This is a genomic window from Streptomyces griseorubiginosus (assembly GCF_036345115.1).
Classification (GTDB): domain Bacteria; phylum Actinomycetota; class Actinomycetes; order Streptomycetales; family Streptomycetaceae; genus Streptomyces; species Streptomyces griseorubiginosus_C.
In genome coordinates this window covers 8,444,632-8,460,062 of sequence record NZ_CP107766.1, presented here as the reverse complement: position 1 = coordinate 8,460,062, position 15,431 = coordinate 8,444,632, and the positions used below count along the sequence as shown (strand labels likewise).

Genomic DNA, 15,431 nt, shown 5'->3' with positions numbered 1-15,431 from the left:
CAGCACTGGACCCGCAAATCCTTCCTGAGGGGGATGGCCGCCGTCGGCGCGGCCCCCTTCCTCCCCGCCCTGACCCCGGGGAACGCCCGGGCCGCCGCCGCGGACCGCCCCGAGTTCCCCCTGGTGGCCGACGGCACGGCCGTCCCCGTCTTCGTGGACGCGGCGGACGACCCCGCCGTCGTCCGCGCGGCCGGCGACCTCCAGGCGGACGTGGAACGGGTCTCAGGAGCGAGACCCGAGCTCCTCCACACGCTCCCCCGAAGCGTCCCGCTGCTCGTCCTGGTGGGCACCCTCGGCGCGAGCCCCGCCATCGACCGCCTCGTCAGGCGGGGCCGCCTGGACGTCTCCCGGGTGAAGGGCCGCTGGGAGGCGTCGGTGACCCGGGTGGTCGAGCGCCCGTTCCCCGGTGTCGGCCGCGCCCTGGTGATCGCGGGCAGCGACCGGCGCGGCACGGTCTACGGGATCTACGACACCTCGGAGCGCATCGGGGTCTCCCCCTGGTACTGGTGGGCCGACGTCCCCGTGGAGCACCGGGACACCGTGACGGTCCCCGCCGGTCCCTTCACCCGCCAGGAGCCGTCGGTCCGCTATCGCGGCGTCTTCATCAACGACGAGCAGAACATGACCACGTGGTCGCACCGCACCCAGGAGCCCGACAAGAACATCGGCCCCGAGACGTACAAACGGGTCTTCGAGCTGCTGCTGCGCCTCAAGGCCAACTACCTGTGGCCCGCGATGCATCCGTACTCCGACTTCTTCAACAAGTACCGGGAGAACCCCGAACTCGCCGACCGCTACGGCATCGTCGTCGGCTCCAGCCACCCGGAAGCCCTGCTGCGCAACGGCGTCCACGAGTGGGAGCCGTGGATCGCCGAGCACCCGAACCCGGACGGCACCGCGCCGGTCTACGACTACACGGTCAACCCCGCCGTCATCTCCGACTACTGGAGAGCACGGGCGAGGCAGAACGCGGCGTACGAGAGCAGCTGGACGCTCGGCATGCGCGGTCTGCACGACAGCGCGCTGGAGACGAAGTACGCGACCACGATCCCGGAGAAGGTCGTGGTCATGAACGACATCATCGCCGACCAGCGCCGGATCCTCGCCGAAGAGGTCGGTGCCGCCGCCGAGCCGCAGATCTTCATCCCGTACAAGGAGGTCCTGGACCTGTACAACGCGGGTGTCCAGGTCCCGGACGACGTCACCCTGATCTGGCCCGACGACAACCACGGCAACATGCGCCAGCTGCCGAACGACGCGGAGCGGGCGCGGCCGGGCGGCAACGGGATCTACTACCACCTCTCCTACTGGGGCCGCCCGAAGAGCTACCTCTGGCTGGACACCACCCAAGTGGCCAAGGTCTGGCAGGAGTTGCGGCGGGTGTACGAACACGGCACCGACCGCATGTGGATCTTCAACGTGGGGGACCTCAAGTCGATCGAGACAGGTCTGTCCTTCGCGATGGACATGGCGTGGGAGGTGGACCGCTGGGAGTCCGGCGAGGTCGAGGGCTTCCTGGCCGAGTGGTACGGGCGGCAGTTCGGCCGGCGCCACGCCCGGGAGATCGCGTCGATCCGCACGGAGTACTACCGCCTCGCCGGGGAGCTGCGCCCCGAGTTCATCGCCGCGGGACTGGTCTCCGTCGTCCACCACGGCGACGAGGCGGGGCGCCGGATGGCGGCGTACGAACGGCTCCTCGCCCGGGTCCGGGCGGTGGGCGCGGAAGTGCCGGAGACCTACCGGGACGCCTTCTACGAGCTGGTCGAGTATCCGGTGCACGGGGCCTGGTTGATGAACCTGAAGTACTACTGGGCGGACCGCAACGCCCTCGCGGTCCGGCAGGGCCGGGGGGCCGGCGCGAACCGTTTCGCGGACCTGGCGCTCGCCGCGCACTCGGCCGAGGCGGCCCTCACCACCCGGTACAACACCCAGGTGGCGGGCGGGAAATGGGACGGGTTCGTCAATCCGTACCCGTCCCAGATCCCGAAGGCGCCGGGGCGCCCGGCCGTCACCAGGGTGGCCCGGCAGGAGACCTCCGGGCTCGGGGTGGCGGCCGAAGGGAACGAGACGGGGGCGGGCCGTCCGCTGTCGTTCTCCTCGTACACCCGTGACCGGCGTTTCGTCGATGTCTTCAACACCGGTTTCCTGCCGGTGGACTGGGCGGCCGAGGCCAGTCACCCGTGGGTCGTGCTGAGCACGGCCGGTGGCTCGCTGACCGAGCAGCGGCGGGTGTGGGTGGAGATCGACTGGGACCGGACGCCCGAGGGCGCGCAGGAGGCCACGGTCGTCCTCACCGGCGCCGGGCAGCGCTACGAGGTGCCGCTGCGGGTGGTCAACGGCCCACGAAGGGCCCGTGGTTTCGCCGAGGCGCACGGCTGTGTGTCGATCGACGCCTCGCACGCCGACCGGCGGGTGGCGCGCGCCGGGTGCCGCTGGCGGACCGTAGGGGGCCTGGGACGTCGTACGGGCGCCGTCGAGGCCGTGCCGTCCACGGCCGCCCCGATCACCGCCGACTTCGCCTCCCGCGCCCCCGAGTTGCGCTACCGCGTGCGCTTCAGCAGCACCGGGACCTTCCCCGTCACCCTGTTCCGGCTGCCCTCGCTCGACGAGCGCGGCCGGCGCCGGGTGGCCGTCGGGCTCGACGACCAGCCGGTGACCGTCCTGTCCGGTCAGGCCGTGGCGACCGGCAACCGCGGGGACGCCTGGGCCCGGCAGGTGGAGGACGGTGTCGAGCGGCTCACCGCCACGGTGACGGTCGCCGAGGCCGGGGAGCATGTGCTGCGGGTGTTCATGGTCGATCCGGCGATCGCGGTGGACCAGATCGTGATCGACACCGGTGGTCTCCCCGCCACTTATCTGGCCCCGCCGGAGAGCTTCCACCCGGTCTTCAACCCCGAACCCGCCACCGGCCCGGTTCTGGAGGCGCCGGACCAGTAGGTCCGGCCCCGTGCGGGCCGCCGGTCCCCTGTGCCGGCGGCCCGCACGAAAAAGGAGAGACCCAGGCATCCCCACCCGTGCCCGGTCTCCCCCGCTGCGGCTGCCGGAGCGCCGATGTGCTGGAGTCATGTCGACAACTTCGATGTTGCTCGGATGAAGTGTGGGTCAGCGAGGTACTGGGCCGGTATGGGTACAACTGCGTATGAGCGGGTGCTGTCGGTCGCCGTGGCCGCGCTCCACGAACGCGACCCTGAGCGGCTGTGGCCCCTGCTGGCGGCCGAACTGCCGGCCCTGTGCGGTGGCGACGCCCTGATCTACAAGCTGGACAACTGGAACGAGAGCGAGGGCACCCTCGGGCTGTCCCCCGGCGTCACCGCGGAGTTCACGGCGCTCGGTGACGAGGAGACCGGACTGCTGCGCGCGGGCTATCCGCTGGCCGCGCACTACGCGAGCACACAGGACCGGGCGCCGGTGACCGCCGGCCGGGTGGCCGGTCGTTCCTGGCCGGGCAGCCCGACGGCCCGCCTGCTCGACGACCTCCTGGACGTCGACCATGTGCTCGGGATCCCGCTGCCGCGCTCGACCACCCCCGTCACGGGATGCATGGTCTACCGCTCCGGCCGGGACTTCAGCGACGACGAGCTGCGTCTCGCCGAGCAGTTGCAGCCGCTGCTGGCCGCCGTCGAGGAGCAGCGGCAGCTCCTGCGGCGGCTCGACGTCCCGTCGCAGGAGGCGGCGGACCTGGCGCTCACGCCCCGGGAGACGACCGTGCTGCTCCTGCTCGGCGACGCGCTGACCGCCCTGTCGATCGGCCGCAGGCTCGGGATATCGGAGCGTACGGTCCACAAGCACATCGCGAACATCTACCGCAAGCTCGGCACCCACGACCGTGTCAGCACGGTCCTGCACGCGCAGCGGCTCGGGCTCATCCCTGCGGCAGCGGCGGCCCGCCCTTGAGGCGTTCCAGGTCGGAGGGGCGGACCTGGATGACCACGATCGCGATGAGGGCGGCGACCACGGTGAAGATCGCGGCCATGACGAACGCCGCCGAGGCTCCGGCGGTGAGGACCTCGTCGCCCCAGGCGCCCGGGAGTTGACCGGTGCGTTCGAAGATCCGGCGCTCGGCCGGGGTGGCCTGCGCGAGGAAGCGCGGGACCTGCTTCTCCGCCTCGTTGGTGCTGGCCGTGCCGAACATCGTGACCAGGATGGACAGCCCCAGCGAACCGCCCACCTGCTGCGTGGCGTTGAGGAGTCCGGAGGCCGCGCCGGTCTCCTCGTTCCGCACGTTGGAGAGCGCCATCAGGGTCAGCGAGACGAACTCCATGCCCATGCCGAGGCTGAAGACGAGCATCGGTCCGAGGACACTGCCCGCGTAGGTGGAGTGGACGTCGGTGAGGGTGAGCCAGGCGAGTCCGGCCGCCGCGAGGATCGCGCCGATCACCATGAACGGCTTGGGCCCGTAGACCGGCAGGAACCGCGAGGCGAGTCCCGCGCCGACCGCGATGACCGCGCTGACCGGCAGGAACGCGAACCCGGTGGCCAGCGGGGAGAAGTCGAGGACGTTCTGCACGAAGAGCGTCAGGAAGAAGAACATGCCGAAGATGGCGGCCGCGAGGCAGAGCATGATGCCGTAGGTGCCCGCGCGGTTGCGGTCGGCGAACATGTGCAGCGGGGTGATGGGCTGCCGGGACCGCTTCTCGATCAGCACGAACCCCACGAGGAGGACGACCGCCGCGGCGAACGAGCACAGCGTGAGCGTGTCCCGCCAGCCTTCCTGCGCGGCCCGGATGAAGCCGTACACCAGCAGGACCATGCCCCCGGTGGCGGTCAGCGCGCCGGCGATGTCGAAGTTGCCGGGGTGGCGCTCGGACTCGCGGATCCAGCGGGGCGTGGCCAGCGCGATGAGCAGCCCGATCGGGACGTTGACGAAGAGCACCCAGCGCCAGTTCAGCCACTCGACGAGGACTCCGCCGGCCAGCAGCCCGATCGCGCCGCCGCCCGCCGAGACCGCGGCGAACACCCCGAACGCCCGGTTGCGTTCGGGGCCTTCACGGAAGGTCGTGCTGATCAGCGCGAGCGAGGTCGGGGAGGCGATGGCGCCGCCGACGCCCTGGAGGGCGCGCGCGGCGAGGAGTTGCCCCTCGTTCTGGGCGAGTCCGCCGAGCAGGGAGGCGAGCACGAACAGCAGCACCCCGAAGACGAACACCCGCCGTCTGCCGAGGATGTCCCCGGCCCGCCCGCCGAGCAGCAGCAGTCCGCCGAAGGTCAGGGTGTACGCGTTGACCACCCAGGCCAGGCTCGTGGTGGAGAAGTCCAGGGAGCGCTGGATGTCCGGGAGCGCGATGTTCACGATGGTGATGTCGAGCACCACCATCAGCTGGCAGGACGCGATGACCAGCAGGGCCATGACGTTGCCACCGCCGCCGGAGTCCGGTGGGGTGGTCCGTGCTGCAGAACTTGCCTGCGGGTCGGTGCTCATGGTCTCCGTACGACCGTACGCCGGTGCCGCGGCACTCACCACCCGAGCACGTGACATCCCCGGGCCGGCAGGGAGACGAACAGTCCGGAGTCGGCCAGTTCGTCTCCGTCACGGTCGTACACCGCCCCGTCGAGCAGGTCGGTCAGGCGGTGCACCCGTCCCCGCAGGTCGTCCCACGGGAGGGGCAGCCGGGCCTGGGCCGGGCGGTCGGAGTGGTTGACGACGACCAGGTGGCGGGCGTCGGCGTGGGTCCAGGTCCAGGCGAGGAGATGACGGTGGGTGTCGTTGTCCGGCCGGCCCACCGGGGTGACGAGCCGCCACTCCCCGCGGCGCACGGTGGCGGCCGCGGGCAGGAGACGGCCGTAGAACGCGCGCAGGGGTTCGTCGACGGGCTCCTCGGGCCTGCGACTCAGGAACACGGGTGGCCGCACCCTGCGGCCCTCGAACTGGCCCTCGTGCCACAGGGTGGCGCCGGGCAGGGTGGCGACGGCCACGGCGGCCGCGCGTAAGCGGTCCTGGGGGATCACCGCGGCGACCCGGGGCTCGTCGTGGTTCTCCAGGAAACGGACCAGACCCTGCTGGTAGGTGAGGCCGGCGCCCAGGTGGGCGCGGACGGAGTCGGCGTCCTCGTGCAGCAGGCGGTCGTAGAGGCGCTTGTCGTAGCAGTGGTCGAAGCCCTGCTGCTGGAGGGCCGCTTCGAGGTCCCAGTAGGCCTCGGCGACGAAGAGGAGGCCGGGGTGGCGGGCGCGGACGCGCGGGATGACGTACGGCCAGAAGTCCTCGGCCGGGGCCGTGCCCGCGCGGTCCCCCCAGGTCTTGCCGAAGATGTCGTTCATCAGCAGCATGGCCATGTCGCAGCGCACGCCGTCGGCCTGGTCGCCGATGGACACCAGGGTCTCCACGGTCGCCTCGCGCAGTGCCTCGCTGAAGGCGTTCAGCTGGACCACGTCCGGCCAGGGCGGGAAGTAGGGGTCGCGGCCGCGGGCGACGACCTGTCCCCCAGTCTCCAGGAAGTCGGCCGGGGTCCGGGCGAGATCCTCCGCGCTCCCCCGGATCAGACAGTCGGGGCGCTCGGTGAGCCAGGGATGGTCGGGGGCGATGTGGTTGGGGACGTAGTCGAGGAGCAACCTCGTTCCGCGGGCGGCGAGTCGGACGCGGGCGGCGGCGAGGCCCTCGGGGCCGCCCAGCACCGGATCGACGACGTAGTTCCGTACGCAGTACGGCGATCCGGCGATGTCCGCCTCGGTGAGATCGGGGAGGGCGTCCCGGAAGGAGGCCGTCAAGCCCTCGTCGCTCAACGCGATCCGAAGTCCCGCCGGGCTGCGCTCCCACACGCCCATCAGCCAGACCGTGTCGACGCCGGGAAGCACCAAGGCGTCCCAGACCTCCTCCGGCACCTCCCCGAGAGTCACGTGACGGCCATGACGACGGCTCAACTCACCCAGCCACACGCGGGTGTTGATCTCGTGGATCACGGTCATGACAGCGACTCCCGTCCGCCCCGGTGCCAGTCCTGCTCGCTGATGGTGTGGAAGAGGGTCGCGGTGGCCGCCACCAGGCCGGTCCAGCCGGTCTGGTGGGAGGCGCCGAGTCCCGCGCCGTTGTCGCCGTGGAAGTACTCGTAGAAGAGGATCAGGTCCTTCCAGTGCGGGTCCTTGGCGAACACCGACTGGCCGCCGTGCACCGGCCGTCCGCCGTCGGTGCCGGGCAGGAAGGTGGCGGTGAGCCGGTCGGAGATGTCACGGGCGACCTGGTAGAGGTTGAGCCGGCGTCCGGAACCGGTCGGGCACTCCACGGTGAAGTCGGGGCCGTGGTAGGCGTGGAGGTTCAGCAGGGCGCGGATCAGCAGGATGTTCATGGGGAACCACACCGGGCCGCGCCAGTTGGAGTTCCCGCCGAACATGCCGGAGTCGGACTCTGCGGGCAGATAGCCGACGCCGAACTCCTGGCCGTGCACGTCGAAGGTGTACGGGTGCTCCGCGTGGTACTTGGACAGGGACCGGATGCCGTGCGGGCCGAGGAACTCGTCCTCGTCGAGCATGCGGGCCAGGATGCGGCGCAGCCGTTCCTCGCCGAACAGCGCGAAGAGGTACCGGCCGTCGGTGGTGGGGTCGGCCCCCGCGTGCTGTGCGACGAAGGCCTCCACTGCGGGGTGCCGTCGGATGAAGTCCCTTGCTCCTTGCACGAGTTCGGGGAACGCCCGGTCCGCGCGGCCGCCGATGACGCTCGTCGCCGCCAGCGGTATCAAGCCGACCAGGGACCGCACCTTCAAGCGGGTCGCGGTGCCGTCGGGCAGGCGCAGGACGTCGTAGAAGAAGCCGTCCTCCTCGTCCCAGAGGCTGGCGTTGTCCTTGCCGATGCGGTTCAGGGCGACGGCGATCCACGCGAAGTGCTCGAAGAGCATCTGCGCCTGCTCGACGTAGACCGGGTTCTCCACGGCGAGTTCGATGGCGATGTCGAGGAGGTTCTGGCAGTACAGGGCCATCCACGCGGTGCCGTCCGCCTGGTCCAGCTGACCGCCGGTGGGCAGGGGCGCGCTGCGGTCGAAGACGCCGATGTTGTCGAGGCCGAGGAAGCCGCCCTGGAAGACGTTGTTGCCGTCGGCGTCCTTGCGGTTGAGCCACCAGGTGAAGTTCTTCGTCAGTTTCTGGAAGGCGTTCTCCAGGAAGGCGCGGTCGCCGCGGCCGGTGCGGTGCTTCTCCAGTTCGTAGACGAACAGGACCGCCCAGGCGTGCACGGGCGGGTTGACGTCGCCGAAGTTCCATTCGTACGCGGGGATCTGGCCGTTGGGGTGGAGGTAGAGACGGCGCAGCAGCAGGTCGAGCTGGGACTTGGCGAAGCCGATGTCGACCATGGCCAGGGGCAGGGTGTGGAAGGCGAGGTCCCAGGCGGCGAACCAGGGGTACTCCCAGGTGTCCGGCATCGACATGATCTCGTCGTTGACCATGTGGTACCAGGCGCTGTTGCGGATGCGCGGGTCGGCGGCGAGCGGGTCCACGCCGTGCTCGGCGAGCCAGCGCTCCACGTCGAGGTAGTAGTACTGCTTGCTCCACAGCATTCCGGCGAGGGCCTGGCGGACGAGTCGGCGCTCCTCCTCCCCTATGGCCGGTGGGGTGATGCCGGCGTAGAAGGTGTCGGCCTCGGCGCGGCGGAGGTCGAGGACGGCGTCGAACTCGGCCCAGGGGTCGGTGAGTTCGGTGTCGGTGAGGCGCAGTCGGATGCGGGCGCTGTCCCCGGCGGGGATCGTCAGCACGTGGTGGACGGCGGCCTTGGTGCCGGTGCGGGCGGGATTGACGGCGTCCGTCTCGCCGTGGACCACGTACCGGTCGATGCCGTCCTTCACGTACGGGGTGGTGTTCGGGCTGCCGAAGACGCGCTCGTTGTTGGTCTCGTTGTCGGTGAACAACGTTTCGCCGTGGTGGTGGAGCCACCGGAGGCCCAGCTCCTCGTGGTCGGCTCGGATCGCCCCGTCCGTGGCGTGCAGCGCGGGGACCGCCGTGCCGCCCGCCCAGGACCAGGTGTGCCGGAACCACAGGGTCGGCAGGAGGTGCAGCACTGCCTCCTCGGGGCCCCTGTTGTGCGCGGTGATCTCTACCAGGAGGTCTTCCGGTCCTGCCTTGGCGTACTCGACGAACACGTCGAAGTAGCGGTCCTCGTCGAAGATGCCGGTGTCGAGGAGCTCGTACTCGAAGTCCTTCCGGCCACGGGCCCGGTTGCCGGCGACGAGGTCGGCATAGGGGAACTCGCCCTGCGGGTACTTGTACAGGTACTTCATGTACGAGTGGGTGGGCGTGTTGTCGAGGTGGAACCAGTACTCCTTGGCGTCCTCGCCGTGGTTGCCCTCGGCGTTGGTCAGGCCGAACATCCGCTCCTTGAGGATCGGGTCGCGGCCGTTCCACAGCGCGAGCGCGAAGCACAACCGCTGCTTGTCGTCGCTGATCCCGGCGATGCCGTCCTCGCCCCAGCGGTAGGCGCGGGAGCGGGCCTGGTCGTGGGTGAAGTACGACCAGGCGTCGCCGTTCTCGCTGTAGTCCTCGCGGACGGTGCCCCACTGACGTTCGCTCAGGTACGGCCCCCAGCGCCGCCAGGGGGCCGTGCCCGCGTCGGCCTCGGCCAGCCTCCGGCGCTCGGCGTCCGGTGTGCCGCTTCCAGTCGTCATCCGCCCGTCCTCCTCGCCGTCCGGGACATGCGTCCAGACTTGGCCCGGGAGGAGCGGGCCGCAATAGTGATGAGCTATATGGAAGCGGGCATCACCGTTCCGGCCGAAGGCGTCAGCCGATCTCGACCAGCAGGTCGCCGCCCTCCACCTGCTGGACCTTGTTGATGGCGAGCCGGGACACGCGACCGGCCTTCGACGCCGTGATCGTGGCCTCCATCTTCATCGCCTCGATGGTGGCCACGGTCGCCCCGGCCGCCACCTCGTCGCCCTCGGCGACCACCAGCGTGACCACGCCGGCGAAGGGGGCGGCGACATGGCCGGGGTCGGACCGGTCGGCCTTCTCGGTGGTGGGGATGTCCGAGGAGGCGGCGACATCGCGGATCTGGATGGGCCGCAGCTGGCCGTTGAGCGTCGACATCACCGTGCGCATGCCCCGCTCGTCGGCCTCGCCGATGGCCTCGAGGGCGATGAGGAGCCGGACGCCGGGCTCCAGGTCGACGGCGTACTCCTTGCCCGGGCGCAGGCCGTAGAAGAAGTCCTTGCTGTCCAGGAGGCTGGTGTCGCCGTAGGACTGGCGGTGCGTCTCGAATTCGCGGGTCGGGGCGGGGAACAGCAGCCGGTTCAGGGTCGAGCGGCGGTCCTTCTCCAGGCCCTCGCGGTCCTCGGCGTTCAGTTCCTGGACGGGCTTGGCGTCGGCGCGGCCCTGGAGGGCCTTGCTGCGGAAGGGCTCGGGCCAGCCGCCAGGCGGGGTGCCGAGCTCGCCGCGCAGGAAGCCGATGACCGAGTCGGGGATGTCGAAGCGGTCCGGGGTCTCCTCGAACTCCTTCGGCGAGACGCCCGCCCCGACCAGGTGCAGGGCGAGGTCGCCGACCACCTTGGAGGACGGGGTGACCTTGACCAGGTGGCCGAGGATGCGGTCGGCGGCCGCGTACATCGCCTCGATGTCCTCGAAGCGGTCGCCGAGCCCGAGGGCGACGGCCTGGGTGCGCAAGTTGGAGAGCTGGCCGCCGGGGATCTCGTGGTCGTAGACCCGCCCGGTCGGGGAGGCGAGGCCCGCCTCGAAGGGGGCGTACACGCGGCGGACGCTCTCCCAGTACGGCTCCATGTCGCCGACGGCCCGCAGGTCGAGGCCGGTCGGCCGGTCGGAGTGGTCGGTCGCGGCCACGATCGCGGAGAGGGAGGGCTGCGAGGTGGTCCCGGCCATGGAGGCGACCGCCCCGTCCACGGCGTCCGCGCCGGCCTGGATCGCGGCCAGGTAGGTGGCGAGCTGGCCGCCCGCGGTGTCGTGGGTGTGGATGTGCACCGGCAGGTCGAACTCGCGGCGCAGTGCCGAGACGAGCTTGGCGGCGGCGGGGGCGCGCAGCAGGCCCGCCATGTCCTTGACGGCCAGGACGTGGGCCCCGGCCTCGACGATCTGCTCGGCGAGGCGCAGGTAGTAGTCGAGGGTGTAGAGGCGCTCGTTGGGGTCGGACAGGTCCGAGGTGTAGCAGAGGGCGACCTCGGCGATCGAGGTGCCGGTGGCGCGTACGGCGTCGATGGCGGGGCGCATCTGGCTGACGTCGTTGAGCGCGTCGAAGATGCGGAAGATGTCGATGCCGGTCTCGGCGGCCTCCTGCACGAAGGCGTCGGTCACCTCGGTCGGGTACGGGGTGTAGCCGACGGTGTTGCGGCCGCGCAGCAACATCTGGAGGCAGATGTTGGGGACGGCCTCGCGCAGGGCGGCGAGCCGCTCCCAGGGGTCCTCGGCGAGGAAGCGCAGGGCGACGTCGTAGGTGGCGCCGCCCCAGCACTCCAGGGAGAGCAGCTCGGGCAGGGTGCGGGCGACGGCCGGGGCGACGGCGAGCATGTCCTTGGTGCGGACGCGGGTCGCGAGCAGGGACTGGTGGGCGTCGCGGAAGGTGGTGTCGGTGACGCCGATGGTCGGGGACTCGCGCAGCCAGCGGGCGAAGCCCTCGGGGCCGAGCTCGGTGAGCTTCTGCTTGGAGCCCGCGGGCGGCTCGATGTCCGGTGTCGCGGGCAGCTTGGAGACGGGGTCGATCGACTCCGGGCGTTCGCCGTGCGGCTTGTTGACCGTCACGTCGGCCAGGTAGGTGAGCAACTTGGTGCCGCGGTCGGCGGAGTGACGGGCCGTCAGCAGGTGCGGGCGCTGCTCGATGAACGACGTGGTGACGTTGCCCGCCTGGAAGTCCGGGTCGTCCAACACCGCCTGGAGGAAGGGGATGTTGGTGGCCACACCGCGGATGCGGAACTCGGCGACGGCACGCCGGGCCCGGTTGACCGCGGTGGTGAAGTCCCGGCCCCGGCAGGAGAGTTTGACCAGCATCGAGTCGAAGTGGGCGCTGATCTCCGTACCGGCGTGGGTCGTGCCGCCGTCGAGCCGGATGCCGGAGCCGCCGGGCGAGCGGTAGGCGCTGATGCGGCCGGTGTCCGGGCGGAAGCCGTTGGCGGGGTCCTCGGTGGTGATACGGCACTGGAGGGCCGCGCCGTGCAGCCGGATCGCCTCCTGGGAGAGGCCGAGGTCGGCGAGGGTGGCGCCGGCGGCGATCCGGAGCTGGGCCTGGACGAGGTCGACGTCGGTGACCTCCTCGGTGACCGTGTGCTCGACCTGGATGCGCGGGTTCATCTCGATGAAGACGTGGTTGCCGCTGCGGTCGAGGAGGAACTCGACGGTGCCCGCGTTGCGGTAGCCGATCTCGCGGGCGAAGCGGACGGCGTCGGCGCAGATGCGGTCGCGCAGTTCCGGGTCGAGGTTGGGCGCGGGGGCGAGCTCGATGACCTTCTGGTGGCGGCGCTGCACCGAGCAGTCGCGCTCGTAGAGGTGGATGACGTTGCCCTCGCCGTCGGCGAGGATCTGCACCTCGATGTGGCGGGGCTCGACGACGGCCTTCTCCAGGAAGACGGTCGAGTCGCCGAAGGCCGAGGCGGCCTCACGCGCGGCGGCCTCGATGGATTCCCGGAGCTGGGCGGGGTCCTCGACCCGGCGCATACCGCGCCCGCCACCACCGGCGACGGCCTTCACGAAGACGGGGAAACCGATCTCGTCGGCGGCCGCGACCAGCTCGTCCACGTCGGTGGAGGGCGCCGAGGAGCCGAGGACCGGCACTCCGGCGGCGCGGGCGGCGGCGACCGCGCGGGCCTTGTTGCCGGTCAGTTCGAGGATGTCGGCGCTGGGTCCGACGAAGGTGATGCCGGCCTCCTCGCAGGCCCGCGCGAGCTCGGGGTTCTCCGACAGGAAGCCGTAGCCGGGGTAGACGGCGTCGGCGCCGGCCTGGCGGGCGGCGCGGATGATCTCGTCGACGGAGAGGTAGGCCCGCACGGGATGGCCCGGTTCGCCGATCTCGTAGGCCTCGTCGGCTTTGAGTCGGTGCAGTGAGTTGCGGTCCTCGTGCGGGAAGACGGCGACCGTCCTCGCGCCCACCTCATAACCCGCGCGAAACGCGCGAATCGCGATCTCACCACGGTTGGCGACCAGTACCTTGCGGAGCATTCCCGTTCCCTTCGGCCTGCCGGTGACGCCCCCATGTTCTCGGCAAAGCCCGCCTGTGGCCATGAGAGTCAGGTCACGTGTCGCGGACGGTTTGAGGATGATCCGTGCAGGTACCGGGGGGTGTCCGGCGGGCGGCGAGTGTCCGGCCGGCGGCGCTGATCACTTCACGGTTCCGGTGAAGAAGGTGACCGGTCGCTCCAGGCGCTCCCCGTCCACGGTGAGGTCGACGGCCTCGTTGTAGAAGGCGAGCAGTCCCCTGACCGCGCCGACGGCGGGGAGCGGGTCCGGGTAGCTCCAGACGATGTTGGCGTGGCCACCGGTGGACCAGTACTCGGCGGTGCCCTTGTAGGGGCAGTCGGTGTGGTGGTCGGTGGGTTCGAGGAGGTCGAGGCGGACGTCCTCGCGCGGGAGGTAGTAGCGGGTGGGCAGGCCCGTCTCGAAGAGCAGGACGGGTCGGCGGGTGTCCGCGACGACCGTGCCGTCGACCTCGACGACGACATGGCGGCTGCTGGGCATGGCGTCGACGCGTTTGTGCGGGTCCCGGGGGTGGACGAAGATCTCTTCCTCCTCCTCGTACCAGTGGTCGAGGCCGGTCCCCCAGCGCCGGAACCACGCGAAGGCGATGTGGTCGGCGAGGTCGGCGGCCGGGAAGGTCCAGGCGGCGTTCTCCACGACCTCGCCGTCGACTTCGAGGTCGTAGAAGACCTGTGAGCCGGTGTGGCTTCCGGTCTGCGGGTTCTTGGCGGGCCGCAGCATGTCCTCGCGGACGTCGGCGCGCGGGAAGGCGTACAGCGGGACGGGGACGTCCGGTTCCCAGACGAGGACGGGGTGCCGGCTGTCGACGACCGTGACGTCTCCCTTGCGGCCGCGCACCCAGCGCTCGCTGGGCTCCCACAGCAGGCCTTCCGGGGTGGTCCGTACGTTTCGTGCGGTGGGGAAGGTGGTCATGGTGGTTCTCCCTTCACCTCTCGGGGAAGTGCACGTCTTCGGTTGGTTCGTTTCTTCGGGAAGTTCACCTCTTGAGGAAGTCGGCCAGTCCCGTCAGGAGTCGGTCGACGTCCTCCGTGTCGTTGTAGGGGGCGAGGCCCACGCGCAGGCCGCCGGTGTCGCCGAGGCCGAGGTGGCGGGAGGCCTCGACGGCGTAGAAGGAGCCGGCCGGGGCCTGGACACCGCGCTCGGCGAGGAAGCCGTACGCGTCGGCGGTGTCGTGGTGGTCGAAGGTCAGCAGCACGGTGGGGGTGCGGTCGGCGGCCCTGGAGTGGACGGTGATCCCGTCGAGCGCGGCCAGCCCCTCGTCGATGCGTCCGCGCAGGACGTGTTCGTGGGTTTCGAGTGCGGCGAACCCGGCGGTCAGGCGCTCGCGGCGGGTGCCGGTGGCGTCCGGGTCCAGCTGCTCGGCGAGGAAGTCGACCGCCGCTGTCGTCCCGGCGAGGAACTCGTAGGGCAGGGTGCCGAGTTCGAAGCGCTCGGGGACGGCGTCGGTGGAGGGCAGGAGCTTGTCCGGGCGCAGGGTCTGAAGCAGCTCGGGGCGGGCGGCGAGGACTCCGTGGTGCGGGCCGAGGAACTTGTACGGGGAGCAGACGAAGAAGTCGGCGCCCAACTCCTCCAGGTCCACGAGGGAGTGGGCGGTGTGGTGGACGCCGTCCACGTAGAGGAGGGCGCCGACCTCGTGGGCCGCTCGGGCCATCGCGGGGATGTCGGGGCGGGTGCCGATCAGGTTGGAGGCCGCGGTGACGGCGACGAGCCGGGTGCGCTCGGACAGGACGGCCCGGAGCGCGTCGACGGTCAGCTCCCCCGTCTTCGGGTCGAAGTCGGCCCAGCGCACGGTGGCGCCCGACTGCGTCCACGGCCGGATGTTGGCGTCGTGGTCGAGGCGGGTGACGACCACCTCGTCGCCGGGCGACCAGGTCCTGGCGAGGGTGCGGGAGAAGTCGTAGGTGAGCTGGGTGGCGCTGCGGCCGAAGACGATCCCTGAGGGGTCCGCGCCGAGGAGGTCGGCCATGGCCCGGCGGGCCCCGGTGACGATCCGCTCGGCGTTGCGCTCCCCCAGGGTGATCCGTCCCCGGTTCGACAGGGGCTGGGCCAGCGCGTCGGCGATGGCCCGGATGACCGGCTCCGGCGTCTGGGTCCCGCCGGGCCCGTCGAAGTGCGCGGTACCGGCGGCGAGGGCCGGGAAACGGGAGCGGAGGGCGGCGATGTCGTACGTCACGTGGGGCTCCTTGATCCGGCCGGAATGCGGTGCTCCCAGCGTGTCACGCCACCAGCGAGGTCTCACGGCGATCCCGGCCCGTCACACCGCCCGGAGGGTCTCGCGGTGGACCCGGCCTGCCACGCCGCCCGCGCGGTCTCACGGCGGCCTCAGCCTGTCA

The 15,431-nt window shown here is 71.1% G+C and carries 8 protein-coding genes; 2 read left to right on the top strand and 6 right to left on the bottom strand.

Going from position 1 to position 15,431, the window contains the following annotated elements; translation table 11 throughout:
- Positions 1-33: 33 nt before the first annotated feature.
- Together OHN19_RS38170 and OHN19_RS38165 are read left to right on the top strand one after the other, a co-directional pair.
- On the top strand, positions 34-2,937 hold the full coding sequence (locus tag OHN19_RS38170; protein ID WP_330269801.1) for a glycosyl hydrolase 115 family protein: 2,904 nt from the start codon (positions 34-36) through the stop codon (positions 2,935-2,937).
- A 186-nt stretch (positions 2,938-3,123) separates the two neighbouring features.
- Positions 3,124-3,894 carry a response regulator transcription factor gene (locus OHN19_RS38165; protein ID WP_330268567.1) on the top strand — a complete coding sequence of 257 codons (771 nt, stop codon included), beginning with the start codon at positions 3,124-3,126 and terminating at the stop codon, positions 3,892-3,894.
- Here OHN19_RS38165 and OHN19_RS38160 read toward each other — a convergent pair.
- The 6 genes from OHN19_RS38160 to OHN19_RS38135 form a co-directional block, all read right to left on the bottom strand.
- Positions 3,863-5,344, bottom strand: a complete 1,482-nt coding sequence (locus tag OHN19_RS38160) for an MFS transporter (protein WP_330269800.1) — start codon at positions 5,342-5,344, stop codon at positions 3,863-3,865. The two genes, OHN19_RS38165 and OHN19_RS38160, sit on opposite strands and share 32 nt — an antisense overlap.
- Positions 5,345-5,451: 107 nt before the next feature.
- Positions 5,452-6,897: an alpha-amylase gene (locus tag OHN19_RS38155; RefSeq protein WP_330268566.1), complete on the bottom strand. Its 1,446-nt coding sequence runs from the start codon at positions 6,895-6,897 to the stop codon at positions 5,452-5,454.
- A complete protein-coding gene (locus OHN19_RS38150; protein WP_330268565.1) occupies positions 6,894-9,575 on the bottom strand; it encodes an MGH1-like glycoside hydrolase domain-containing protein in 2,682 nt (893 codons plus the stop codon). Before OHN19_RS38150 ends, OHN19_RS38155 begins: the two co-directional genes overlap by 4 nt.
- 112 nt (positions 9,576-9,687) lie before the next feature.
- Complete coding sequence (locus tag OHN19_RS38145; protein ID WP_330268564.1) at positions 9,688-13,062, bottom strand: pyruvate carboxylase; 3,375 nt, start codon at positions 13,060-13,062, stop codon at positions 9,688-9,690.
- A gap of 159 nt (positions 13,063-13,221) precedes the next feature.
- Positions 13,222-14,010, bottom strand: coding sequence for a DUF427 domain-containing protein (locus OHN19_RS38140; protein WP_330268563.1), 789 nt, complete (start codon positions 14,008-14,010; stop codon positions 13,222-13,224).
- A 64-nt stretch (positions 14,011-14,074) separates the two neighbouring features.
- Entirely contained in the window at positions 14,075-15,271 is a 1,197-nt protein-coding gene (locus tag OHN19_RS38135; RefSeq protein WP_330268562.1) for a cysteine desulfurase-like protein, read from the bottom strand.
- Positions 15,272-15,431: the final 160 nt, after the last annotated feature.